This window comes from Pseudomonas sp. 14P_5.3_Bac1 (assembly GCF_025466135.1).
Taxonomy (GTDB): Bacteria; Pseudomonadota; Gammaproteobacteria; order Pseudomonadales; family Pseudomonadaceae; genus Aquipseudomonas.
In genome coordinates, this window is sequence record NZ_JANLOF010000081.1 from 190,354 (window position 1) to 215,096 (window position 24,743).

Here is a 24,743-nt window from a genome sequence, read left to right on the forward strand (position 1 = left end):
GGCTCATTCCCACTCAATCGTCGCCGGCGGCTTGCTCGACACGTCATACGTCACGCGCGAAATACCTTCGATCTCATTGATGATACGGCCGCTGACAGTCTCCAGCAGCTCGTACGGCAGGTGTGCCCAACGGGCGGTCATGAAGTCGATGGTTTCCACCGCACGCAGTGCAACAACCCACGCATAACGACGGCCATCGCCCACAACGCCCACCGATTTCACCGGCTGGAACACCACGAATGCCTGGCTGACTTTGTGGTACCAGTCGGCTTTGCGCAGTTCTTCGATGAAGATGTGGTCGGCGCGACGCAGCAGGTCGGCGTATTCCTTCTTCACTTCACCGAGGATCCGCACGCCCAGGCCCGGGCCTGGGAATGGGTGGCGGTAGACCATGTCGTACGGCAGGCCGAGTTCCAGGCCCAGACGGCGGACTTCGTCTTTGAACAGCTCGCGCAGCGGTTCTACCAGCTTGAGGTTCATTTCCTCAGGCAGGCCACCCACGTTGTGGTGGGACTTGATCACGTGGGCCTTGCCGCTCTTGGCGCCGGCCGACTCGATCACGTCAGGGTAGATGGTGCCCTGGGCGAGGTACTTGATGTTGTCCAATTTGTTGGACTGGGCATCGAATACGTCGATGAAGGTGCGGCCGATGATCTTGCGCTTCTTCTCTGGATCGGACTCGCCGGCCAGGTTGTTCAGGAACTGGTCTTCCGCGTTGGCGCGGATCACCTTGACGCCCATGTTCTCGGCGAACATGGCCATCACTTGCTCGCCTTCGTGCAGGCGCAGCAGGCCGTTGTCGACGAACACGCAGGTCAGCTGGTCGCCGATGGCTTTGTGCAACAGGGCAGCAACTACCGAGGAGTCAACGCCGCCGGACAGGCCAAGCAGCACGTTGTCGGTGCCGACCTGGGCGCGCACTTGGGCGATGGCGTCTTCAGCGATCTTCGACGGGGTCCACAGGGCTTCACACTCGCAGATGTCGAGGATGAAGCGCGACAGGATGCGACCGCCTTGCTTGGTGTGGGTCACTTCCGGGTGGAACTGCACGCCGTAGTAGCCGCGCTCGTCGTTGAACATGCCGGCGATCGGGCAGCTCGGGGTGCTGGCCAGGATGTGGAAGTCTTCCGGCATCTTGGTGACCTTGTCACCGTGGCTCATCCACACGTCGAGGCCGAACAGGCCGTCGGCGTCGATGTGGTCTTCGATGCCGTCCAGCAGGCGGCTCTTGCCGACCACATCAACACGGGCGTAACCGAATTCACGCAGCTCGGAACCTTCAACCTTGCCGCCCAGTTGCTCGGCCATGGTCTGCATGCCGTAGCAGATACCGAAGACGGGCACGCCCAGGTCGAATACGGCTTGCGGGCAGCGCGGGCTGTTGGCTTCGTGCACGGACTCGGGGCCACCGGCGAGGATGACGCCTTTAGGGGCGAATTCGCGAATCGCTTCGTCATCCATGTCGAACGGGTGCAGTTCGCAGTACACACCGATTTCGCGCACGCGGCGGGCGATCAGCTGGGTGTACTGGGAACCGAAGTCGAGGATCAGGATGCGGTGGGCGTGAATGTCGAGGGCCATGAGGATCAGTCTCGTCTATGTAATTCAGAAACAACTCGGGGCTGAATAAAACAGCCCCGGTTACTTAACATTTTGCTGGAAGCCTCAACCTACGCGGTAGTTTGGCGCTTCCTTGGTGATCTGCACGTCGTGGACATGGGATTCAGCCATGCCGGCGCCGGTGATCCGTACAAACTCAGGCTTGGTGCGCATTTCTTCGATGTCGGCGCTGCCGGTGTAGCCCATCGAGGAACGCAGGCCGCCCATCAGTTGATGGATGATCGCGCTCAGGGTGCCTTTGTACGGCACACGGCCTTCGATGCCTTCCGGTACGAGCTTCTCGGCGCCTGCCGAGGAATCCTGGAAGTAGCGGTCGGAAGAGCCTTGCGCCTGGGACATGGCGCCCAGCGAACCCATGCCGCGGTAAGCCTTGTACGAACGACCCTGGAACAGCTCGATCTCGCCCGGCGCTTCTTCAGTACCGGCAAACATCGAGCCCATCATCACGCAGGAAGCACCGGCGACGATGGCCTTGGACAGGTCACCGGAGAAACGGATGCCGCCGTCGGCGATCAACGGTACGCCGGTGCCTTCAAGGGCAGCGGCGACGTTGGCGATGGCGCTGATTTGTGGCACGCCCACACCGGCGACGATACGCGTGGTGCAGATCGAGCCCGGGCCGATGCCGACCTTGACGGCGTCGGCGCCCGCTTCGGCCAGGGCCTTGGCGGCAGCGCCGGTGGCAATGTTGCCGCCGATGACTTGCACGTCAGGGAAATTCTGTTTGACCCAGCGCACGCGGTCGATCACGCCTTTGGAGTGACCGTGGGCGGTGTCGACCACCACCACGTCAACGCCGGCAGCGACCAGGGCCGAAACGCGATCACCGGTGTCTTTACCGGTGCCGACCGCAGCGCCAACGCGCAGACGACCTTGGTCATCCTTGCTGGCCAGCGGGTAAGCCTTGGCTTTTTCGATGTCGTTGACGGTCATCATGCCTTTGAGGGCGAATTTGTCGTCGACGATCAGCACGCGCTCGATGCGGTGCTTGTGCAGCAGCTCGCGCACATCGTTCTTGTCGGCGCCTTCCTTGACAGTCACGAGGCGCTCTTTAGGCGTCATCACTTCGCGGACGGTGACTTCAAGACGGTTCTCGAAACGCACGTCGCGGGAGGTGACGATGCCGACCAGGTCGCCATCGTGCAGCACCGGAACGCCGGAGATGTTGTGCAGGCGGGTCAGGTCGAACAGGTCACGCACGGTGGCGTCGGCTTCGATGGTGATTGGATCTTTCACCACACCGGCTTCGTAACGCTTGACCTTGCGCACTTCGGCAGCTTGCTGCTCGATGGTCATGTTCTTGTGGATGATGCCGATGCCGCCTTCCTGAGCCATGGCGATTGCCAAACGGGCTTCGGTGACGGTGTCCATGGCAGCAGAAACCAGGGGAATATTCAGCTCGATGCCACGGGTTAGGCGGGTCTTGAGACTGACTTCGTTAGGAAGTACCTCGGAATAACCGGGCACTAGGAGAATGTCGTCGAATGTCAGAGCTTCTTGGCTGATACGCAGCATCGCGGGGGCTCCCGAGCGGGAAAATGGAAGCGCGCCATTATATACATGCACCCTGTCAGGCTCAATGTAAAACTCTGACAAACTTGGTAATACTGATAGAAGGGTTAAAGCTCGACTTTGACCCAACTCATCTTCTGGTCCAACCAATCGGCAAATTCGTCGATAAAGCTCTGCTTGAAGCCCGCCTCTGCCCAATTGTTGAAAATGAACCCCAGGTTGGAAAACCCGCATTCCTGCAGGAATAGAAACCCGTTGATGTCATCTTCATGCCCACACAGCGGGCAGGTGAAGTTATCGGTGTGCCCGGGCATCCAGTCTTCCAGGCTTTCGAAGAGTGCCTCGCCGACTTCCTTGAGGCATTCGGGGCAACCGGCTTCTTCGAGAAAGCCTTTGGCCGGCGTGTAGATGCAGCGTTTGTAGATAATCTCGAGGCCATTGATCGGCTCGTTGAACGGCAGCGCCTCCGGGTGCAGCACCACGGCACGGGCGCCGTCGGCCAGGGCGTAGCCCATGCGATTGCCGGTGCGCCCGCAGGTGGTCAGCTCTTCCTTGATGATGTTCTTGCGCACCAGCCAGCGCACGATTGCCCGCGCGCGGGGCTCGTGGACGGGCAAGGTGGAAATTTTCGGGACAAGGATGCTTTGGGAGTTCATGAGAGTCCTGCGGTGTGGCTTCTGGCCCCATCGCGGGCAAGCCCGCGATTAAGACCCCAGAGCCCGGCAGCTTAATCCCTGATACCCACAGGTCAAGTACTCAAGTAACGGGCAATCAACGCAAGGCCGCTCGCCAGCACCAGCCACGTCACCAACCGCACAAAGGCTTCACGCGACATACGCATCGTCAGCCTGCGCCCCACCCACAGCCCCAAGGCCATCGCCGGCAACAGGCACAGCGCCAACAGCAACAGCGGCCAGTCCGCGTACACCCCGGCAATCAGGAACAGGCTCAAGCGCACCACGGTGCTGCAACTGATCAACGCACTTTGCGTGGCCCGCGCCGCGTCCTTGGGCAAACGACTGTTCAGGTAGATCGCATATAAAAAGCCGCCACTGCCAAACAACGCACCAAACAACCCGCCGACCGCGCCCATGGGAATCGACCAGCCCGCCGCCAGCTGCGTCGGCCGCGCCTTTACCGCCAGGCTGTAAATCGCATAGGCGCTGATAAACAGCCCCATCAACAGCAGCAACAGGTCCGAGTGCAGATTGAGCAAAAACACCACCCCAAGCGTGCAACCAATGGCCATGCACGGCAGCAATCGCAACAGCTCCGGCTTGTTCACCTCCCGCCGCGATTGCAGCAGGTTGCCAAAGGCCGCGACAAAATCCAGCAACACCAGCAGCGGGATAAGTTTCGACAACGGCATAAACACAATCAGGATCGGCCCCGCGACCAGCGCCGTACCAAAGCCTGCGATACCAAACACGACGTAGGCCACGACAATGCCGAGGCAGATCACCAGCCAATCAACGCCACTGAACGACCACTGACTCATCAGCTCAACCGGGCTCATAGGCACTTCCTTGAAAGAGATGACGGTCACTTTAGCCATCGACGAGTGTTGCGACTAATATCTTCAAAGCCCTCCACTCATCTCGAAAAGGCATGACGCGTGATTTCCACTCGCCAACTGCGCTACTTCGTCGAAATCGCCGACAGCGGCAGCTTCAGCGCCGCCGCCGAACGCCTGTTTGTGGCGCAGTCGGCCCTGAGCCGACAGATCAAGGAGCTGGAAACCCAGCTGCAAACGCCACTGTTCGAACGCACCGCGCGCCAACCCCGGCTGACAGCGGCCGGCGAAGCCTTTTACCCACGGGCGCGCAACCTGCTGAGCGAGTTGCTCAAGGCCAGCGAAATGGCCACCCAGGTGGGCAATGGCCAGCTGGGCACGTTGCGCCTGAGCCATTCGAGCACCGTGCCGATGAGCGGGCACTTGTTGAAAGCCATCAGCACCTGGCTGGAGCGCTGCCCTGGTGTGTCGATGGACATCGTCAAACTGTCCTCTGAAGCGCAACTTGAGGAAATCGCCGAGGGTCGGCTTGAAGTCGGGCTGTTGCGCTTGCCGGTGTTGCGCCAACGCGAAGGTGTCCGGGTGGTGCCCTTGTACAGCGAACAGCTGGTGCTGGCTGTGCCGCCTGACCACGCGCTGGCCCGCAGCAATGCACCTGTCGAACTGGAACAGCTCAAGGACGAAGTGTTTATCTCGATCCCCCATCCTCAGCGCGGCGGCCTGAGTTATCTGTCAGCCGAACTCTGCATGCGCGCCGGATTTTTCCCCAAGGCTGCACGGGTGATGTCACGCAAAACCACGCAGCTGCAACTGATCCAGGCCGGCTTCGGAATTGCCTTGTTACCAAAATCCATGCAGGACATCGCACCCGCCAACCTTCACTTTTTGCCCCTGGCTGATCCGGACTGCCTCAGCACCGTGGCCCTGGCCTGCGCGCAGACGCCGAGCGCGCTGGTCGAGCAATTCTGCCAAACCTTGCGCGAATGCCTATAAACTGCCGCCCATGATTAAAGATCCTTTTGCCCGTCTGGGCCTGGACCGCGAAGTCCTGACTGTCAGCCAGCTCAACGGCCGCGCGCGGGTGTTGCTCGAAGACGTGTTCACCAATATCTGGGTCGAAGGCGAGATCTCCAACCTCGCCCGCCCGGCGTCCGGCCATGTGTATTTCACCCTCAAGGACAGCGGCGCCCAAGTGCGTTGCGCGTTGTTTCGCAACAACGCCGCACGGGTGCGCCAGGCCTTGAAGGATGGCTTGGCGGTCAAAGTGCGCGGCAAGGTCTCGCTGTTCGAGGGCCGTGGCGACTATCAATTGATCCTCGACACCGTAGAGCCCGCCGGTGATGGCGCGCTACGCCTGGCCTTTGATGCGTTGAACGAAAAGCTCAGCGCCGAAGGCCTGTTCAGTGCCGAACGCAAGGTGCCGCTGCCGGCGCACCCTCGGCGCATAGGCATCATCAGCTCGCCCACCGGCGCGGTGATCCGCGACATCATCAGCGTGTTCGGCCGCCGCGCGCCGAACGTTGAATTGACGCTGATCCCCACGGCCGTGCAAGGCCGCGAGGCCGTGTCGCAGATTGTGCGCGCCCTCAAGCTGGCCGACGCGCGCGGCTTCGACGCGTTGATCCTCGCTCGCGGCGGCGGCTCTCTGGAAGATCTGTGGTGCTTCAACGAGGAAGCCGTGGCCCGCGCGGTGGACGCGTGTGTGACGCCGATTGTCAGCGCCGTCGGCCATGAAACCGATGTGTCGATCTGCGACTTCGTGGCCGACGTGCGCGCGCCCACGCCCTCCGCTGCCGCCGAATTGCTCGCCCCCGATGCCAGCCATTTGGTGCGCCAGGTCGAAAACCTGCACCGCCGCCTGGTGATGCTGATGCGCAATCGCCTGAGTCATGAGCGCCTGCGCCTGGAAGGCATGGCCCGTCGCCTGCGTCATCCCGGCGAACGTCTGCGCCAACAGGCCCAGCGCCTGGATGACCTGGACATGCGCATGCGCCGCGCCTTCGAACGCAGCCTCAATACCCGCCGCGAACGCCTGATCCGCCTGGAAACCCGCCTCGCCGGCCAGCACCCCGGCCGTCAGCTGGCCCTGCTGCGCCAGCGCCTGGACAGCCTCGCCGAACGCCTGCCGCGCGCCATGCGCGAAGGCCTCAAGGCGCGTCGCTTGCAACTGCAAAGCCAGGTGCAGACGCTGCAAGTGGTCAGCCCACTGGCGACACTGGGCCGTGGCTACAGCATTTTGCTGGACGAGCGTGGCCAGGCGATCCGCAACGCCGCGCAAACCCACACCGGCCAACGCCTGACCGCGCGCCTCGGTGAAGGCCAACTGCAGGTGCGGGTGGAAGATAACCACCTGACGCCCGTCACCCTATCGTTATTGGATTGATTGATGCCCCGTCTATTTAGCCTGCTGATGCTGTTGTGCCTCACCTTCAATGCCCACGCCGACAGCTACATCACTCGGCTGCTGAACAAGCCGGTGCCGGGTGGCGTCGCAGTGGTCGATCTGGGTACGTCGGCAACCGCGCCGAAAGCCACCTACCAGAACAGGCCGGTGTTGGTGGTCAAGGAACAGAACACCTGGCTGGCGATTGTCGGGATTCCTCTGACGGTTAAACCCGGCACACAACGCCTCACCAGCGGTGGGCAAACCCTACCGTTCGTGGTGGGTTTCAAGAAATACCCCGAGCAGCACATCACCCTGAAAAACAAAAGCCAGGTCAATCCGGACCCGGCACAGCTCAAGCGCATCGAGGGCGAACTGGCGGTCCAGCTCAAGGCTTACCGCAGTTTCAGTCCGAACACGCCCAGCAACCTGCTACTGGATAAACCCGTGAACGGGCCGCTGTCGAGCAAGTTTGGCGTACGCCGGTTCTTTAACGGCGAGGAGCGCAACCCGCACTCGGGCCTCGACTTCGCTGTCGGTGCCGGCACGCCGATCAAGACCCCGGCGGCCGGTAAAGTCATCCTTACCGGCAACTACTTCTTCAACGGCAACACCGTCTTTGTCGACCATGGCCAGGGCTTTATCAGCATGTTCTGCCATATGTCGAAGATCGATGTGAAGGTGGGCGACCAACTGGCGCGCGGTGCGGTGGTGGGCAAGGTCGGCTCGACGGGCCGCGCGACTGGGCCGCACATGCATTGGAACATCAGCCTCAACGATGCACGGGTCGACCCGGCGATCTTCATCGGCGCGTTCCAGCCCTGAATGAAGCGATTGCGCGCCCGATCAAGGGTGCGCAATTAAAACGAGCCTGCAGCTCATTCCAAACCATAAGATCTCGTTTCCCACGCCAATAGCAGAACTTATCTCAATTTTTCTCGACTGCTTGCCATCTTTCACCCCGGCGGTTAGGGTTGAGCTTATGAAAACCTCTCACACCCTCATTCAGCTCCGCCAGCACCGCAGCCTGTGCCTCGTCAGCGCACGACTGCCAGGCTGAATCGATCTGCCTCGTCTTCTTGCTTTATCCCTAAAAACAGTTCTACGGCAGGCCGCCTTTTCTCGGCCCCTACAACAAAGGATTTCCCGATGAGCATGCTCAAAGACCCGTCTTCGAAGTACCGTGCGTTCCCGACCATCGATATCCCGGACCGCACCTGGCCGTCGAAAACCATCACCGAAGCGCCGATCTGGTGCAGTTCCGACTTGCGTGATGGCAACCAGTCGCTGATCGAACCGATGGACGCCGCGAAAAAACTGCGTTTCTGGAAGACCCTGGTTGCGGTGGGCGTGAAGGAAATCGAAGCCTCGTTCCCGGCGGCCTCGCAAACCGACTTTGACTTCGTGCGCACCCTGATCGAAGACAACCATATCCCCGAGGACACCACCATCCAGGTGCTGACCCAGGGCCGTGAAGACTTGATCGCACGCACCTTCGAATCCCTGCGCGGCGCCAAAAAGGCCATCGTGCACTTGTACAACGCCACTTCGCCGTCCTTCCGCCGCATCGTGTTCAACCAGGACAAGGACGGCATCAAGGCCATCGCGGTCAACGCCGCCAAGCTGTTCGTCAAATACGCCGCCCAGCAGCCGGAAACCCAGTGGACCTTCGAATACTCCCCGGAAACCTTCAGCGCCACTGAGCTGGAGTTCGCCAAGGAAGTGTGTGACGCGGTGATCGAGGTGTGGAACCCGACGCCTGAGCACAAGATGATCCTCAACCTGCCCGCCACCGTTGAGTGCGCAACGCCGAACATCTATGCCGACCAGATCGAGTGGTTCGGTCGTCATATCAACCGCCGCGACAGCGTGATCATCAGCCTGCACACCCACAACGACCGTGGCACCGGCGTAGCCGCCACCGAGCTGGGCCTGATGGCTGGCGCCGACCGTGTCGAAGGCTGCCTGTTCGGCAACGGCGAGCGCACCGGTAACGTCGACCTCGTGACCGTGGCCCTGAACATGTACACCCAGGGTCTCGACCCACAACTGGACTTCTCCGACATCGACGGCGTGCGCAAAGTCGTCGAGGAATGCAACCAGATCCAGGTGCACCCACGCCACCCGTACGTTGGCGACCTGGTGCACACCGCGTTCTCCGGCTCCCACCAGGACGCGATCCGCAAGGGCTTCACCCAGCAGAAGGCCGACGCGCTGTGGGAAGTGCCGTACTTGCCGATCGACCCGGCCGACATTGGCCGCAGCTACGAAGCGGTGATTCGTGTGAACAGCCAGTCGGGCAAAGGCGGCATCGCCTACCTGCTGGAGCAGGAATACGACATCAGCTTGCCGCGCCGCATGCAGATCGAATTCAGCCAGGTGGTCCAGGCTGAAACCGACCGCGTGGGTCTTGAGATGACCGCGCCACAGATCTACGCCTTGCTGCAGCGTGAATACCTGCAAGCCAACACGCCGTACGCGCTGGTCAGCCATCGTCTGCAGGAAGAAAACGGCAACAGCTTTGTCGAAGTGGAAGTCTCGGGCAAAGGCCAGGGCGAAACCAACCTGCACTGGAAAGGCAAAGGCAACGGCGCCCTGGAAGCGCTGGTGGCTGGCTTGCCGATTGGTGTGGAGATCATGGACTACAACGAACATGCCATCGGTGCAGGCACCAACGCCAAGGCGGCGGCCTACATTGAGCTGCGTGTGAATGGCGAGCGTCCGGTGCATGGCGTGGGCATTGATGAAAACATCACCACGGCCAGCTTCAAGGCGCTGTTCAGTGCGCTGAACCGCTCGTTGAGCCAGCAGGAAGCGAAAGCGGCGTAAGCCGGTTCGTAGGAATGCAAAAGGCCCCTGGGTGAGCACTCAGGGGCCTTTTTACTTTAGATCTGTGGTGATGCTGATGGCCTCTTCGCGGGCAAGCCCGCTCCCACAGGGGGAATGCATTCCAAATGTGGGAGCGGGCTTGCTCGCGAAAGCGGTCTTTCAGACAAACTCAAACCTATCTGCGTCAAGGTTCGCCGGAAATTTTTCGCGATACGCCGCCAGCTCCGCCGCCTCCAGGCACACCTGAAACACGCCATCCGCCTCCCCTGCACTCAGCAAGGTCTCGCCCTGAAAATCCAGCACCTGACTGTCTCCGGTGTAGGCAAAACCCTTCCCATCCGTGCCCACTCGATTCACCGCCGCCACGTAGCACAGGTTTTCGATCGCGCGCGCTGGCAGCAAACGGTTCCAGTGCAGGCGCCGTGCACCCGGCCAATTGGCGGTGTACAGCAGCAAGTCTGTGTCCTGAGCATCACGGCTCCACACCGGGAAGCGCAGGTCATAGCAAATCAACGGCCGAATACGCCACCCCTTCAATTCGAACTGCACCTGGCGCTCGCCTGGCGTGTAGTGGTCGTGCTCGCCCGCCATACGGAACAAGTGGCGCTTGTCATAGTGCAACACCTCGCCGTCCGGCCGCGCCCACAGCAGGCGGTTGCGATGACTGCCATCGGCGGCCTGGATAATCACACTGCCGGTGATCACGGCGTTGTACTTCGCCGCCTGGGCCTGGAGCCAATGATGGGTCGGGCCGTTTTCCCGTTCAGCCAGGGTTTCCGACTCCATTGAAAACCCGGTGGTAAACATCTCCGGCAGCACAATCAGATCGGCCCCTTTGGCCTGCTCCAGCAACAGCTCGAAATGTTCCAGGTTGGCCTGACGGTCATGCCACACCAGGCTGGTCTGCACCAGGGCGATGTTCAGGTTGGGTAATGCACTCAGATCACGCATAGTTTTTCGGCTGCTTGTTGCAGCGTCTCCTCGCGTTTGGCAAAGCACAGGCGCACCAGGCGCTGGCCTTGGGGTGGGTTCTGGTAGAACACCGAGACCGGGATCGTCGCCACGCCGTGCTCGCGGGTCATCCATAGCGACATGGCGACGTCATCCAGGTCCGGGCGAATCTGTGAGTAATCCACCAATTGGAAGTAAGTACCGGTCACCCGGGTGAAGCTGAAGCGCGACGGCGCCAGCAAGTCGCAGAACAGGTCGCGCTTGGCCTGGTAGAAAGCCGGCAATTCTTCGACATGTTCCGGGTGTTCGGCCATGAAGTCCGCCAAAGCGTACTGCAAAGGGGTCACGCCGCAGAAGTTGACATATTGATGCACCTTGCGCAGTTCAACGGTCAGCGCCGGTGGCGCGACCACGTAGCCGGTTTTCCAGCCGGTGACGTGGTAAGTCTTGCCGAAGGAGCTGACCACGAACGCACGCTGATACAGTTCTTCATGGGCCAACACGCTGACATGGGGCACGCCGTCGAACACCAAGTGTTCATAGACCTCATCGCTGACCAGATAGATATCGCGGTCGCGGACCAATTCGGCCAACTGGTCGAGCTCGGCGCGGCTAATCAGTGCGCCGGTCGGGTTGTGCGGGGTGTTGAGGATGATCATGCGTGTGCGCAGCGACAGCGCGGCCTTGATCTTTTCAAAGTCCAGGGAGAAGCCCTGCAGGCTCAGCTGCACATGCACGCAGCGACCGCCAGCCAGCTCGACCGAGGGCTCGTAGCTGTCATAGCAGGGGTCGAACACGATGACTTCATCGCCGTTGCGGATCACCGCCTGAATCGCACAGAAAATCGCGGCAGTGGCGCCGGGAGTAATGGTCACTTCACTGTCGGGGTTAACCGTAGCGCCGTAGCTGCGGGCGATCTTGGCCGCCACTTGCTGGCGCAGGGCCGGCAGGCCGGTCATCGGTGAATACTGGTTATGCCCGCTGGCAACGTGCTGGCCCACCGCATCGAGCAACGCCTTGGGGCCATTGAAATCGGGAAAGCCCTGGGACAGGTTGAGCGCGCCGGTCTCGGCAGCGAGTTGCGACATGGTGGTGAAAATGGTCGTACCGACATTCGGCAGCTTGCTGGTGATCATGGGAGCCCCCTTCGGGTGAGCTGCAAGTTTTAAGCTGCAAGCTGCAAGCAGGTCAAGCCAGCAATCCACCAGGCACAAAAAAGGGCTCAAAAAGAGCCCTGTCTTGCAGCGTGTAGCGGACAACGTGAAGCGGCGCTTATTTCTTGTCGCGGCGCTTCTTGTCGGCCTTCTTGTGGTGAGTCATCAAACGACGCTTCTTGTTCACCTGACGGTCAGTCAGTGTGTTCTTGTTGCCTTCGTATGGGTTCTCGCCACCTTTGAACTCGATACGGATCGGCGTACCGACCAGTTTCAAGACACGGCGGTAGGTGTTTTCCAGGTAACGCACATAGGACTTAGGCACCTTCTCGATCTGGTTACCGTGGATCACGATAATCGGCGGGTTGGCACCACCCAAGTGGGCGTAACGCAGTTTGATCCGGCGGTTGTTGACCATCGGCGGCGCGTGCTCGCCAACCGCGTCTTCCAGGATCTGGGTCAGGCGGTTGGTCGGCCAGCGGGTGACCGCGGACTTGAACGAGTTCTGTACGGACGCGTAGAGGTTACCCACGCCAGTGCCGTGCAGTGCCGAGATGAAGTGGATATCGGCGAATTCAACAAAGAACAGGCGACGCTGCAGCTCGATCTTGACGAAATCTCGCTCGCTCGGCGTCATGCCGTCCCACTTGTTGATCGCGATCACCAGGGCGCGACCGGCTTCCAGGGCAAAGCCCAGCAAGTTGAGGTCGTGGTCCACCACGCCTTCGCGGGCGTCCATCACGAAGATCACCACGTTGGCGTCTTTGATCGCCTGCAGGGTTTTGACCACCGAGAACTTTTCAACTTCCTCGTGGATCTTGCCGCGCTTGCGCACACCGGCGGTGTCGATCAGCGTGTACTTCTCGTCGTTACGCTCGAACGGGATGTAGATACTGTCGCGGGTGGTGCCGGGCTGGTCATAAACGATTACCCGGTCTTCACCGAGCATGCGGTTAACCAGGGTCGACTTGCCAACGTTCGGGCGGCCGATGATGGCAATCTTGATACCGTCTTTTTCGCTCGGGCCAGGAATGCGCTTGGCTTCCTCACCTTCGGCGACGATCTCTTCCTCGCCCTCTTCTTCCTCGGCGTCATCCTTAGGGAAGTCGCGCAGGGCGATTTCCAGCATCTGGGTGATACCGCGACCGTGAGCGCCGGCGACCGGGATCGCGTCGCCCAGGCCCATCGGGCTGAACTCGGCGCGGGCCGCCTCAGGATCGATGTTATCGATCTTGTTGGCGATCAAATAGGAACGCTTGTTGCGCTTGCGCAGGTGCTCGCCAATCATCTGGTCGGCAGCGGTGTAGCCCGCGCGGGCGTCCACCAGGAACAACACGACATCGGCTTCTTCGATAGCGAGCAGCGACTGCTCGGCCATCTTTTCGTCCATGCCATGCTCGTCACCGGAGATACCACCGGTGTCGACAATAATGTAGGAGCGCCCTTGCCACTTTGCCTCACCGTATTGGCGATCACGGGTCAGACCGGACAAGTCGCCGACGATGGCGTCGCGAGTCCTGGTCAGGCGGTTGAACAAGGTGGACTTGCCGACGTTAGGTCGGCCCACCAGGGCGATTACGGGAACCATGCGGCTCTCCACTTCGTTATTTCAGAAAATACAAAAGCCGCTGCAAGGCAGCGGCTGGTGCTCGGGGCAGCATATTCAAATGCCGCATGCCCCGCCGAAGCGGGGCCGCCTGGGTTTTACCCCAAGCATAGTTCTTACTTGATGGTCAGGGCTTCCAGCTTGCCGCTGTTGCCATACACGTAAAGCATGTTACCCACGACCAGCGGACGGGCACGCAGGCCGTCGCTGTCGATACGCTCGCGGCCGACAAAACGACCGTCCACCTGGCTCAGCAGATGCAGGTAACCTTCGAAGTCACCTACCGCTACGTAGCTGGAGAACACTTCCGGGGCCGACAGTTGACGGCGGGCCAGAGAGTCGTTGCTCCACAGTGCAGTGGTGGAACGCTCGTCGACACTTTCAACGGTGCCGGACGCCAGGCTTACGTAGACGCTGCCAAACCCTTGGGCGACACCGGCATAGCTGGAGGCATCACGCTGCCAGTTGATGCGGCCACTTTGCAGGTCCAGCGCAGCGACACGGCCCTGGTAGGTGGCCACGTAAATGGTTTCACCCGACAGCAGCAAGCCGCCGTCGATGTCCACAACGCGATCCAGTTCGGAACGACCTTGAGGGATTGCCACGCGGGTTTCCCAGGCCGGTACGCCGTTCTGGGTATCCAGGGCGACCACTTTACCGGTCGACAGGCCTGCAACGGCCAGGTTGTTGGTCACAATCGGACCACTGGTACCGCGCAGGGTCAACACCGCAGGGGTGCTGTCGTACAGCCAACGCTGGTTGCCGGTGGCGGCGTCCAGGCCGATCACACGGTCATCCTGGGTCTGCACCACCACGACATCGCCGTTGGTGGCAGGCGCTGCGAGCACTTCACTGGTCACGCGAGCGCGCCATTTCTCTTCGCCCGTCGCCGAGTCCAGAGCAACCACGTCGCCTTTGAGCGTACCGACCAGCACCATGCCGTAGCCGACACCCACGCCACCGGAAACCGGCAGCTCGAGGTCTTTCTTCCACTTCACGTCGCCATTCATGCGATCCATGGCCATGATCACGCCAGTGGAGTCAGTGGCCACAATGTTTTCGCCGTCGATTGCCGGCTGCAGCAGGTTGTACAGGTCGCCCTGGCCATCACCGACGGAGCGGCTCCACTGCTTTTGCAGGACCACTTCTTCCTTGAAGCTGGTCAGCTCGGCCGGAGGCAGTTCTTTTTTACTGTTGCTGCTGCAACCCGCGGCCAGAACGGCCAGAGCCAGCAATGCTGCATGTTTCCAACGGATCACGTCACGCATCCCCTTTGGCCAAGTCGTCCAGCTTGATTTGTAAGCCACCGACTGCCGCTTCATCAGACAGCGCCGCCTTGGCTTTTTGGTACGCAGCATGGGCTTCGTCGGTACGACCCAATTGGACCAACAGGTCGCCCTTGAGCTCTTCACGAGTGGCCACAAATGCCTTGTCAGCATCGCCGTCGAGCAGTTTGAGTGCTTCGTCAGCCTTGTTCTGTGCCGCCAATACCTGTGCCAGGCGCTGACGTGCGATTTCACCCAGGGTCGGGTTGGTCGGCTTGTCGGCAATGGCCTTCAGCTCGGTTGCGGCGTCATCCAGCTTGCCGGTGTCGACCGCGACTTTCGCGACGAACAGGCTGCCGTATTGGGCGTAGGTGCTACCGCCGAATTCGCTTTTGAGCTTGCCGGCCAGGTCTGCAACCTGGGCAGGATCAGGCTTGCCGTCCGGCGTGAGCGTGGTTTCCAGCAATTGCTGATAGAGGACCGAGGCGCCTTGGGACTGGTTGGCCTGATACTTGTGCCAGGCTTGCCAGCCGAACACCACCACTAAAGCCAGCAGACCGCCGGTAACCAGGGGCTTGCCGTTACGCTGCCACCAGTCCTTGAACTCGGCCATCTGCTCATCATCAGTACTCGACACCCCAATACTCCTTAATCGCTAAATTCGGCTGTTCGACAGCTTCAACCCTGCACGACGCAGGTGGCCAAGTGCGCGGCAAGCGCATCAAAGGCAATGTTCTGTTGCTCGCCCTGGCCACGCAGGGGTTTGAAACCTATCACTTGCTGGGCCAGTTCGTCATCGCCGAGGATCAGTGCATACAGCGCACCGCTCTTGTCGGCCTTCTTGAACTGGCTCTTGAAACTGCCGGCGCCGGCATTGACCTGCAGGCGCAGGTTCGGCAGTTGGTCGCGTACCTTCTCGCTCAGGGCCAGGGCTGCCAGTTCGGCGGCCTCGCCAAAGGCGCACAGGTACACGTCCACCTGACGGGAAATTTCTTCCGGAACCTGCTCCAGGGTTTCGAGCAGCAGGATCAGCCGCTCGATGCCCATGGCAAAGCCCACGCCCGTGGTCGGCTTGCCGCCCATTTGCTCAACCAGGCCGTCGTAGCGACCACCGGCACACACGGTGCCCTGGGCGCCGAGTTTGTCGGTGACCCACTCGAAGACGGTCTTGCTGTAGTAATCGAGGCCGCGCACCAGTTTCGGGTTGATCACGTAGGGAATACCGGCCGCATCCAGACGAGCCTTGAGGCCCTCGAAATGCGTGCGCGATTCGTCGTCCAGGTAGTCGGCCATTTTCGGCGCATCGACCAGTACGGCCTGGGTGTCGGCGTTCTTGGTATCCAGTACACGCAACGGGTTGGTTTTCAGACGGCGCTGGCTGTCTTCATCCAACTTGTCCAGGTGAGCGGACAGGTACTCGACCAGGGCTTCGCGATAGCGGCCCCGGGATTCGCTGGTGCCCAGGCTGTTGAGTTCAAGTTTGACCGCGTCGCGGATACCCAGTTGACCCCACAGGCGCCAGGTCAGCACGATCAGCTCGGCGTCGATGTCCGGGCCATCCAAGTTGAAGACTTCGCAGCCGATCTGGTGGAACTGGCGGTAACGACCTTTCTGCGGGCGCTCGTGGCGGAACATCGGGCCGATGTACCACAGCTTCTGGGTCTGGCCGCCACCCGTGATGCCATGCTCGAGCACAGCGCGCACGCACGCTGCGGTGCCTTCCGGACGCAAGGTCAGGGAGTCGCCGTTGCGGTCTTCAAAGGTGTACATCTCTTTTTCGACGATGTCGGTCACTTCACCGATGGAGCGCTTGAACAGCTCGGTGAATTCGACGATCGGCATGCGGATCTGCTTGTAACCGTAGTTATCCAGCAGGCGCGCGACCGTGCTCTCGAAGTAGCGCCACAACGGCGTCTGCTCCGGCAGGATGTCGTTCATGCCACGAATGGCTTGCAGAGACTTGCTCACATCTAATCCTTAAATTCGTTCTTAGCCGCGCGCGATCAGCGCTGCGTCAGCCGCGACCTTCTCGGCCGCTTTCTCGCGGATCAGTCTTTCGAGCTCATCCACCAGATTGTCATTCGTCAACTTCTGCGACGGCTTGCCGTCGATGTAAATCAGGTTCGGCGTACCGCCAGTCAGGCCGATGTGCGCCTCTTTGGCTTCACCCGGGCCGTTAACCACACAGCCAATCACCGCAACATCCAGTGGCACCAGCAAGTCCTCGAGGCGCCCTTCCAGTTCGTTCATGGTTTTCACCACGTCGAAGTTCTGCCGCGAGCAGCTCGGGCAGGCAATGAAGTTGATGCCACGGGAACGCAAATGCAGGGATTTGAGAATGTCGTAACCGACCTTCACTTCCTCTACCGGGTCCGCCGCCAGGGAGATGCGGATAGTATCGCCAATCCCTTCGGCGAGCAGCATACCGAGACCCACCGCAGATTTCACTGTGCCTGAGCGCAAACCGCCCGCTTCAGTGATACCCAGGTGCAGCGGCTGCACGATTTCCTTAGCCAGCAGGCGGTAGGCTTCTACCGCCATGAACACGTCGGAAGCCTTTACGCTGACCTTGAAGTCCTGGAAATTCAGGCGTTCAAGGTGTTCAACGTGGCGCAGCGCCGACTCAACCAGCGCGGCCGGGGTCGGTTCGCCGTATTTCTTTTGCAGGTCTTTTTCCAGGGAGCCGGCGTTGACGCCGATGCGGATCGGGATCCCGCGATCACGGGCAGCATCCACCACTGCGCGCACACGGTCTTCGCGACCGATGTTGCCCGGGTTGATGCGCAGGCAATCGACGCCCAATTCGGCAACACGCAAGGCGATTTTGTAATCGAAGTGAATGTCGGCAACCAGCGGCACCTTGACCAGCTGCTTGATGCGGCCGAAGGCTTCGGCAGCATCCATGTCCGGCACGGAAACCCGCACGATGTCTACGCCGGCGGCTTCCAGACGGTTGATCTGGGCGACGGTGGCGGCGACATCATTGGTGTCGCTGTTGGTCATGCTCTGTACCGCGATGGGGGCGTCGCCACCCACCGGCACTGAGCCGACCCAGATCTTGCGCGATACGCGACGTTTGATTGGAGATTCGCCGTGCATGACTATTGTCCCAACTTGAGGCGAGCGGTCTCGCCACTGGTGAACGGCGCTACGTCCACAGGCTGGCCGTTGTAGGCCACTTGCGCGCCACGGGCAAAGCCCAGACGCAGCGTCAAAGGAGGCTTGCCGCCTTGGTCAAGCGTATCTCCCTTACGCTTCAAACCGCTGAACAGCACTTTGCCGTTGCCATCGGTGACTTGCGTCCAGCAGTCAGCGACGAAGGTAATCTGGATATGCCCGTCGCCAGCGACCAACGCAGGCGCAGCAGGCGGCGCAACGGTCGGCGCTGCCGGTGCAGCTGGCGCGGTGGTCGCTGGAGCCTGTGCGGCAGCGGCTGGGGTATGGGCCTGGGCAGTTGGCGCGGCCGGGACCGCCGGTACGGCTGGAGTCGGCACGGCAGCAGTCGCCGCTGCAGTACCCGCTTCCGGCGCGGGCTGCTCGATGGTGGCCGGTGCTTCTGGCGCGGCTTGCCCTTCGGCAACGGCCTGGTCTTCCGGCTCGTCCAGCGGGTGAATCTGGGTGGTGCCGTCGGCGCTTTCGACTTCGACGTGCTCCATGGCGTTGCTGGTCAGGTCCTTGCTGCGCTGGGAGGTCTGGTCTTGCCACCAGACGAAACCGCCGCCGATCACGGCAATCAGCAGCAACAGGCTGACAATTCGCAAAATCGTGTGGGAAACCCGCACCGGCTCTTCGATGCGACCCAGGCCATGCACATTGCTGCCCTGAGAGTCGGTGCCGGTAAATTGGTCGAATTCCTGGACCAGCACGGTCTGGTCAATGCCCAGCAACTTGGCATAAGCGCGGATATAGCCGCGGGCGAAGGTATGCCCAGGCAGCTTGTCGAACGCGCCGGCTTCCAGGTTGCCCAGGGAAGTCGTGGTCAAATTGAGCTTGAGGGCCACTTCTGCCAGCGACCAACCATTGCTTTCGCGGGCCTGACGCAAGGTCTCGCCTGGGTTTACGCGATTAGCTGCTACAACTTCCGGGTGCGCCGCTTTCATCATTGCTCCGACAGGTATTGCTGATATTCCGGCGTACCGGGATAGAGTCGTTCGAGTTGCTGGCCAAAACGTGCTGCGGTGTCGCGTTCATCATGAACCGTCGCCAGCCGCACACCGAGCAATAGACTACGTGCATTTTGCCCGCTGAGCAGGCTAAAACGCTCGTAATAGTCACGTGCCGGCACATAATGCCTGTCTTCGTAAGACAACTCAGCCATTTCGAGCAACGCGCGTGGCTGACGACTGTTCAAATGCAGGGCTTTTTCCAGCTGCTGGCGCGCGCTGTCGCGCTGGCCGAGGCGCATCGAGGTGACCCCAAGGTTCTCGAACACCCGCGACCGCTCCGGGTAGAGGGCGTCGGCAGAGGCTTGCTGGAAGTAACGGGAAGCCTGGTCATAACGTTTCTGCTCGAACAGGAAGCTGCCGTAATTGTTCAGCAGCCGAGGGTCGGCAGGACGCGAGGCCAAGGCTTTTTGGAAATATTGATTGGCCAACTCAGGCTCGGCCTGGGCCTGGAACACCAAAGCCAGCGCGGCATTCGCGTCGGCATCGTCGCTGTCCAGCTCAAGGGCCTTTTTCAACGGCACCTTGGCCTGCTCGCTCATGCCTTGTCGCAAATAACCCAAACCCAGTTGCACATAGGCAACTCGCGCCTCGTCACGGCCTTTACCCGTCTGCAACGGGCTGTCATGGCCCGATGAAACACAACCGGCCGCGAGGCCGGTAACTAGCAAAAGCAGCGCAAGGCGCAAGGGCATAGAGATCCTCTCTCAGATTCGATTCACAGCAATTTGCGGCAAATCTTCGGCGGCGTTAAGTTCGCGCACGGCGATATAACGTTCGCTACGGCGGGTGCGGTCCATCACCTGCCCTACCAATTGGCCACAGGCGGCGTCGATGTCTTCACCACGAGTGGTGCGTACGGTGACGTTGTAGCCGGCCTGGTGCAGTTGATCCTGGAAACGGCGGATAGCATTGTTGCTCGGCCGCTCGTAGCCAGAATGTGGAAACGGGTTAAACGGAATCAGGTTGATCTTGCACGGGGTGTTCTTGAGCAACTCGATCATCTCGACGGCGTGCTCAACCTTGTCGTTGATGTCCTTGAGCATGGTGTACTCAATGGTCAGCACACGCTTCTCGCCCAAGGTCGCCATGTAACGCTGGCAAGATTCGAGCAGCATCTTAAGCGGATACTTCTTGTTGATCGGCACCAATTGGTTACGCAATGCGTCATTGGGTGCGTGCAGCGACAACGCCAGAGAGACGTCGATGTGCTTGGCCAGCTCATCGATCATCGGCACCACGCCCGAGGTCGACAGGGTCACACGGCGCTTGGAAATGCCGTAGCCCAAGTCGTCCATCATCAAATGCATGGCCGCAATAACGTTGTCGAAGTTCAGCAGCGGCTCACCCATGCCCATCATCACCACGTTGGTGATGGCACGGTCGACGGTTGCCGGGACGCTGCCAAAGGATTTGTTGGCAATCCACACCTGGCCGATGACTTCGGCGGCAGTGAGGTTGCTATTGAAGCCTTGCTTGCCGGTGGAGCAGAAACTGCAGTCCAGGGCACAGCCTGCCTGGGACGAAACGCACAACGTGCCGCGCTTGCCCTGGGGAATGTAGACGGTCTCGACGCAGCTGCCGGACGCCACGCGCACCACCCACTTACGGGTGCCGTCGCTGGAGATGTCCTCGCTGACCACTTCGGGACCACGGACCTCAGCAATGGCCTTGAGCTTGTCGCGCAGGGCCTTGCTGACGTTCGTCATGGCGTCGAAATCGTCGACGCCAAAGTGGTGAATCCACTTCATTACCTGACCGGCACGGAAACGCTTCTCCCCGATTGAGTCGAAGAATTTCTCCATTTCCGGCTGAGTCAGACCCAGCAGGTTGGTTTTAACAGTCGATGTAGTCATGGATTCACCCTCACTCTTTAAGCCGATGCTTAGCGAGCGGTTACTTCAGTAGCAGCGAAAAAGTACGAGATTTCGCGAGCAGCAGCGGCTTCGGAGTCCGAACCGTGAACAGCGTTGGCGTCGATGGACTCAGCGAAGTCAGCACGGATGGTGCCGGCAGCAGCTTCTTTAGGGTTGGTAGCGCCCATCAGCTCACGGTTCAGAGCGATAGCGTTTTCGCCTTCCAGAACCTGAACAACAACAGGACCGGAGATCATGAAGGCAACCAGGTCGCCGAAGAAACCACGAGCGCTGTGCTCAGCGTAGAAGCCTTCAGCTTCAGCTTTGGACAGTTGCTTGAGTTTCGAAGCTACAACCTTCAGGCCGGCTTTTTCGAAACGAGTGGTGATCTCGCCGATGACGTTTTTTGCAACAGCGTCAGGCTTGATGATGGAGAAAGTACGTTGAACAGCCATGGTGTAACTCCAGAAACGGTAATTTACGAAAAATTAAACCCGCGAATTATACGCGGGTTATTGGGTATTGCCTAACTGCGTAATAAGGCGGCTCAGTCTGCTTCTTCGATCCACAGGCCTTGAATCGCCTCCAGAACCTTTTCGCCACCCCGGTCGGGGATGTCGTCAAAGTCCGGCAGCTCCATCACCAGATTGCGCAGCTTGACGAAGTTGACCGTCAGAGGATTGACCTCAGGGTGGGCTTCAGCAAGTTGTATAGCGATTTCTTGTACATCAACCCATTTCAGGCTCATGACATTTCCTTGAATCAATGCGGTGCTTCGGCCGCATGGTTGAGGGAATATTTCGGAATTTCGACGGTGATGTCTTCAGTCCCAACCTTTGCCTGACAGCTTAGGCGAGAAGTTGCTTCAAGGCCCCACGCGCGGTCCAGAAAGTCTTCTTCCAGCTCATCCGCCTCTTCAAGCGAGTTGAAACCCTCGCGAATCACGCAGTGGCAGGTGGTGCAGGCGCAAACACCGCCGCAGGCACTCTCGATCTCGATGTGGTTGTCATGGGCAACTTCGAGGATGGACTTGCCGGTCTCAGCCTCCACGACCATACCGTCCGGGCAATGCTCGGCGTGTGGCAGAAAAATGACCTGCGGCATTAATTATTCCTCGATTTCATTCAGGTTGCGCCCGGCCAGTGCGGCTTTCACCGTCTGATCCATGCGGCGGGCGGCAAAGGCATCAGTCACTTGCGACAGGCGCTTGGTCTGCTGCTCGATGGCGTAACCATCGTTGCCTTTCATCAGTTCGGCCAGCTCCTGCATCTGCAGGTCGATGACCATGCGCTCTTCGGCGTCCAACAGGCGCTCGCCATCGGTATCGAGAGCGCCTTGCACGGCCTCAAGCAGGCGCTGCGCATCGACTTGCTGTTCACGCAGCACGCGAGCGACTTTGTCGTCACCGGCGTACTGGAACGAGTCCTTGAGCATTTTGGCGATTTCGCCGTCGGTCAGGCCGTAGGACGGCTTGACCTGGATGCTGGCTTCTACGCCTGAGCCCAGCTCACGCGCAGCCACGCTGAGCAGACCATCGGCGTCAACCTGGAAGGTCACGCGGATTTTCGCCGCACCGGCTACCATCGCCGGAATGCCGCGCAATTCAAAGCGCGCCAGGGAACGGCAGTCGCTGATCAGCTCGCGCTCACCTTGCAGCACATGAATCATCATGGCCGTCTGGCCATCTTTATACGTGGTGAAGTCCTGGGCGCGGGCAACGGGGATGGTGGTGTTGCGTGGAATCACCTTCTCCATCAGGCCGCCCATGGTTTCCAGCCCCAGGGACAACGGGATCACGTCGAGCAGCAGCAATTCGCCACCGTCGCGCTTGTTGCCGGCCAGGGTATCGGCCTGGATTGCAGCACCGATGGCGACGACTTGATCCGGATCGATTTCAGTCAGCGGCTGGCGACCAAATGCTTCAGCAACGGCTTCGCGCACACGCGGCACACGGGTCGAACCGCCGACCATGACCACGGCAGCCACGTCTTCCAGCTCAACGCCGGAATCCCGCACAGCACGGCGACAGGCTTTAAGGCTGCGAGCGACCATTGGCTCGATCAGCGCGTCGAAGGCTTCGCGCGTCAGCAGGGCCGACCAGGAACCGTAGGAAACATCGACAGAGTTGGCGTCAGTCAGCGCTTCTTTGGCCGCACAGGCGGTTTGCAGCAAATGCCGCTGCTCGCCCGGGTCCAGGTCGGCGGACAAGCCGGCGCTGGTGATGATCCAACCGGCAATGGCGTGATCGAAGTCATCGCCGCCCAGGGCGGTATCGCCACCGGTGGCCAGCACTTCGAACACACCACCAGTCAGGCGCAGGATCGAAATATCAAAGGTGCCGCCGCCCAGGTCGTAAATCGCAACCAGGCCTTCGGCGTGCTGATCCAGCCCATAGGCCACAGCGGCCGCCGTCGGCTCATTGAGCAGGCGAAGCACGTTCAGACCGGCGAGTTTCGCCGCGTCCTTGGTGGCTTGGCGCTGAGCGTCGTCAAAATACGCAGGCACGGTAATCACCGCGCCGACCAGTTCGCCGCCCAAGGTCGTTTCCGCGCGCTGGCGCAGCACCTTGAGGATATCGGCCGACACTTCCACCGGGCTTTTGGGGCCCTGGACGGTGTCGATGAATGGCATATGCGATTCGCCGCCGACAAAGCGATACGGCAGCTGGTCACCCAATTGCTTGACGTCGGACAGACCACGACCCATCAAGCGCTTGACCGACAGCACAGTGTTCAAAGGATCGGAGGACGCCGCCAGCTTGGCCGACTCACCAACTTCAATATGGTCAGCGTGATAGCGCACGGCCGACGGCAGGATAACCTGGCCATCGGCATCGGGCAGCGGCTCGGACAGGCCGCTGCGCAAGGCGGCGACCAGGGAATTGGTGGTGCCCAGGTCAATCCCGACCGCCAGGCGACGCTGGTGCGGTTGAGGGCTTTGGCCGGGTTCGGCGATCTGCAGTAGGGCCATGGTAATCAGGTCTTATCTGTCTATCAGGCGTGCACGGGCAGCACTGGGTTAATCGTCGAGGCGCTCTTCTAGCTGGCGCACTTCGTAGGTGAGCTTGTCGAGGAACTGCATGCGCCGCATCAGGCGTTCGGCCTGTTCACGTTGCGCTGCATCATCCCAACAGGCTGCGAAGCTTTCGTTGAGCTCATCCTGGGCCATTTTCAGACGGCGCTTGAAGACTGCGACACCGGCCACATCGGCTTCGTCCTGCAAGTCTTCGAGTTCTTCGCGCCACTGCATCTGCTGCATCAGGAAGTCCGGGTCGTGCACCGTGACTTCAATCGGCAACTCGCCACCGTTCATCGCGAGCAGGTAACGCGCGCGTTTCGGGGGGCTTTTAAGCGTCTGATAGGCTTCATTGAGGCTGGCCGACTTCTCCAGCGCCAGGCGTTGCTCACGCTCGGAAGCGTCAGCGAAGCGGTCCGGATGCACGCCACGCGCCAATTCTCGGTAGCGCGTGGCAAGCTGCTCGAGGTCCAGCCGAAAGCTCGGCTGCAGCTCGAATAAAGCGAAATGACAAGGAGTACCCACAGATAGCCTCAGATGTTGAAGCTTTCGCCGCAGCCACATTCACCGCGTACGTTTGGGTTGTTGAACTTGAAGCCTTCGTTCAACCCTTCCTTGACGAAATCGAGCTCGGTGCCGTCCAGGTAGGTAAGGCTTTTAGGGTCGATGATCACTTTCTCGCCGTGACTTTCGAACACCTGATCCTCTTCGACCACCTCGTCGACAAACTCCAGCACGTAGGCAAGGCCGGAACAGCCCGTGGTGCGAACACCCAGACGAATCCCCTCACCTTTACCGCGCCCATTCAGGGAGCGGCGAATGTGCTGCGCAGCCGCTTCTGTCATGCTGATAGCCATCGTTGACTCCTTACTCGTC

At 60.4% G+C, this 24,743-nt stretch carries 24 protein-coding genes; 4 read left to right on the forward strand and 20 right to left on the reverse strand.

Translation table 11 applies throughout. From position 1 onward, the window contains the following. Positions 1 to 3: 3 nt before the first annotated feature. The 4 genes from guaA to NTD89_RS23050 all read right to left on the reverse strand — a co-directional run bounded on the left by guaA (position 4) and on the right by NTD89_RS23050 (position 4,648). The gene (gene guaA / locus NTD89_RS23035) at positions 4 to 1,581 is read right to left on the reverse strand and encodes a glutamine-hydrolyzing GMP synthase (RefSeq protein ID WP_145164180.1); all 1,578 of its coding nucleotides are present in this window, start codon (positions 1,579 to 1,581) and stop codon (positions 4 to 6) included. A gap of 84 nt (positions 1,582 to 1,665) precedes the next feature. Further along, entirely contained in the window at positions 1,666 to 3,135 is a 1,470-nt protein-coding gene (gene guaB / locus NTD89_RS23040; RefSeq protein WP_016977684.1) for an IMP dehydrogenase, read from the reverse strand. Positions 3,136 to 3,239: 104 nt separating this feature from the next. Then, positions 3,240 to 3,788 (reverse strand): hypothetical protein, encoded by a 549-nt coding sequence (locus NTD89_RS23045; RefSeq protein ID WP_025859262.1) that lies wholly within the window; start codon positions 3,786 to 3,788, stop codon positions 3,240 to 3,242. A gap of 92 nt (positions 3,789 to 3,880) precedes the next feature. Continuing rightward, positions 3,881 to 4,648, reverse strand: coding sequence for a sulfite exporter TauE/SafE family protein (locus tag NTD89_RS23050; protein ID WP_262209890.1), 768 nt, complete (start codon positions 4,646 to 4,648; stop codon positions 3,881 to 3,883). 99 nt (positions 4,649 to 4,747) lie between these two features. On the opposite strand from NTD89_RS23050, the gene NTD89_RS23055 reads away from it, so the two are divergent. The 4 genes from NTD89_RS23055 (at position 4,748) to leuA (ending at position 9,857) form a co-directional block, all read left to right on the forward strand. Then, positions 4,748 to 5,638, forward strand: coding sequence for a LysR family transcriptional regulator (locus tag NTD89_RS23055; protein WP_262209891.1), 891 nt, complete (start codon positions 4,748 to 4,750; stop codon positions 5,636 to 5,638). A 10-nt stretch (positions 5,639 to 5,648) separates the two neighbouring features. Further along, positions 5,649 to 7,028: an exodeoxyribonuclease VII large subunit gene (xseA, locus tag NTD89_RS23060; protein ID WP_262209892.1), complete on the forward strand. Its 1,380-nt coding sequence runs from the start codon at positions 5,649 to 5,651 to the stop codon at positions 7,026 to 7,028. 3 nt (positions 7,029 to 7,031) lie between these two features. Then, on the forward strand, positions 7,032 to 7,853 hold the full coding sequence (locus NTD89_RS23065) for a peptidoglycan DD-metalloendopeptidase family protein (protein ID WP_145164186.1): 822 nt from the start codon (positions 7,032 to 7,034) through the stop codon (positions 7,851 to 7,853). A 324-nt stretch (positions 7,854 to 8,177) separates the two neighbouring features. Continuing rightward, complete coding sequence (gene leuA, locus NTD89_RS23070) at positions 8,178 to 9,857, forward strand: 2-isopropylmalate synthase (protein WP_083356880.1); 1,680 nt, start codon at positions 8,178 to 8,180, stop codon at positions 9,855 to 9,857. Positions 9,858 to 10,016: 159 nt separating this feature from the next. Here the strand turns inward: leuA and NTD89_RS23075 are convergent, their stop codons facing one another. The 16 genes from NTD89_RS23075 to iscA all read right to left on the reverse strand — a co-directional run bounded on the left by NTD89_RS23075 (position 10,017) and on the right by iscA (position 24,724). After that, the gene (locus NTD89_RS23075) at positions 10,017 to 10,808 is read right to left on the reverse strand and encodes an amidohydrolase (protein WP_145164189.1); all 792 of its coding nucleotides are present in this window, start codon (positions 10,806 to 10,808) and stop codon (positions 10,017 to 10,019) included. Further along, positions 10,796 to 11,944: a pyridoxal phosphate-dependent aminotransferase gene (locus NTD89_RS23080; RefSeq protein WP_262209894.1), complete on the reverse strand. Its 1,149-nt coding sequence runs from the start codon at positions 11,942 to 11,944 to the stop codon at positions 10,796 to 10,798. Before NTD89_RS23080 ends, NTD89_RS23075 begins: the two co-directional genes overlap by 13 nt. A 136-nt stretch (positions 11,945 to 12,080) precedes the next feature. After that, entirely contained in the window at positions 12,081 to 13,550 is a 1,470-nt protein-coding gene (der, locus tag NTD89_RS23085) for a ribosome biogenesis GTPase Der (RefSeq protein ID WP_122489126.1), read from the reverse strand. 134 nt (positions 13,551 to 13,684) lie between these two features. Then, positions 13,685 to 14,836 (reverse strand): outer membrane protein assembly factor BamB, encoded by a 1,152-nt coding sequence (bamB, locus tag NTD89_RS23090; RefSeq protein ID WP_145164194.1) that lies wholly within the window; start codon positions 14,834 to 14,836, stop codon positions 13,685 to 13,687. After that, complete coding sequence (locus NTD89_RS23095; protein WP_177410102.1) at positions 14,829 to 15,446, reverse strand: tetratricopeptide repeat protein; 618 nt, start codon at positions 15,444 to 15,446, stop codon at positions 14,829 to 14,831. Before NTD89_RS23095 ends, bamB begins: the two co-directional genes overlap by 8 nt. Before the next feature lie 65 nt (positions 15,447 to 15,511). Continuing rightward, positions 15,512 to 16,801, reverse strand: coding sequence for a histidine--tRNA ligase (hisS, locus tag NTD89_RS23100; protein WP_106578273.1), 1,290 nt, complete (start codon positions 16,799 to 16,801; stop codon positions 15,512 to 15,514). A gap of 21 nt (positions 16,802 to 16,822) precedes the next feature. Beyond that, positions 16,823 to 17,932: a flavodoxin-dependent (E)-4-hydroxy-3-methylbut-2-enyl-diphosphate synthase gene (ispG, locus tag NTD89_RS23105; protein WP_025859271.1), complete on the reverse strand. Its 1,110-nt coding sequence runs from the start codon at positions 17,930 to 17,932 to the stop codon at positions 16,823 to 16,825. A 2-nt stretch (positions 17,933 to 17,934) separates the two neighbouring features. Further along, a complete protein-coding gene (locus NTD89_RS23110) occupies positions 17,935 to 18,933 on the reverse strand; it encodes a helix-turn-helix domain-containing protein (protein WP_262209898.1) in 999 nt (332 codons plus the stop codon). Next, positions 18,933 to 19,691 carry a type IV pilus biogenesis/stability protein PilW gene (gene pilW / locus NTD89_RS23115; RefSeq protein WP_262209899.1) on the reverse strand — a complete coding sequence of 253 codons (759 nt, stop codon included), beginning with the start codon at positions 19,689 to 19,691 and terminating at the stop codon, positions 18,933 to 18,935. Before pilW ends, NTD89_RS23110 begins: the two co-directional genes overlap by 1 nt. 12 nt (positions 19,692 to 19,703) lie before the next feature. Further along, positions 19,704 to 20,852 carry a 23S rRNA (adenine(2503)-C(2))-methyltransferase RlmN gene (rlmN, locus tag NTD89_RS23120; RefSeq protein ID WP_005791178.1) on the reverse strand — a complete coding sequence of 383 codons (1,149 nt, stop codon included), beginning with the start codon at positions 20,850 to 20,852 and terminating at the stop codon, positions 19,704 to 19,706. 29 nt (positions 20,853 to 20,881) lie between these two features. After that, positions 20,882 to 21,307, reverse strand: coding sequence for a nucleoside-diphosphate kinase (gene ndk / locus NTD89_RS23125; protein ID WP_003175956.1), 426 nt, complete (start codon positions 21,305 to 21,307; stop codon positions 20,882 to 20,884). A gap of 92 nt (positions 21,308 to 21,399) precedes the next feature. Next, a complete protein-coding gene (iscX, locus tag NTD89_RS23130) occupies positions 21,400 to 21,600 on the reverse strand; it encodes a Fe-S cluster assembly protein IscX (protein ID WP_003238461.1) in 201 nt (66 codons plus the stop codon). Between the two features lie 14 nt (positions 21,601 to 21,614). Next, a complete protein-coding gene (fdx, locus tag NTD89_RS23135) occupies positions 21,615 to 21,956 on the reverse strand; it encodes an ISC system 2Fe-2S type ferredoxin (protein ID WP_015885743.1) in 342 nt (113 codons plus the stop codon). 3 nt (positions 21,957 to 21,959) lie between these two features. Next, positions 21,960 to 23,822: a Fe-S protein assembly chaperone HscA gene (gene hscA, locus NTD89_RS23140; protein ID WP_262209901.1), complete on the reverse strand. Its 1,863-nt coding sequence runs from the start codon at positions 23,820 to 23,822 to the stop codon at positions 21,960 to 21,962. 48 nt (positions 23,823 to 23,870) lie between these two features. Continuing rightward, the gene (hscB, locus tag NTD89_RS23145; protein WP_242199880.1) at positions 23,871 to 24,392 is read right to left on the reverse strand and encodes a co-chaperone HscB; all 522 of its coding nucleotides are present in this window, start codon (positions 24,390 to 24,392) and stop codon (positions 23,871 to 23,873) included. A gap of 8 nt (positions 24,393 to 24,400) precedes the next feature. Next, positions 24,401 to 24,724, reverse strand: coding sequence for an iron-sulfur cluster assembly protein IscA (gene iscA, locus NTD89_RS23150; protein ID WP_003209680.1), 324 nt, complete (start codon positions 24,722 to 24,724; stop codon positions 24,401 to 24,403). Positions 24,725 to 24,743: the final 19 nt, after the last annotated feature.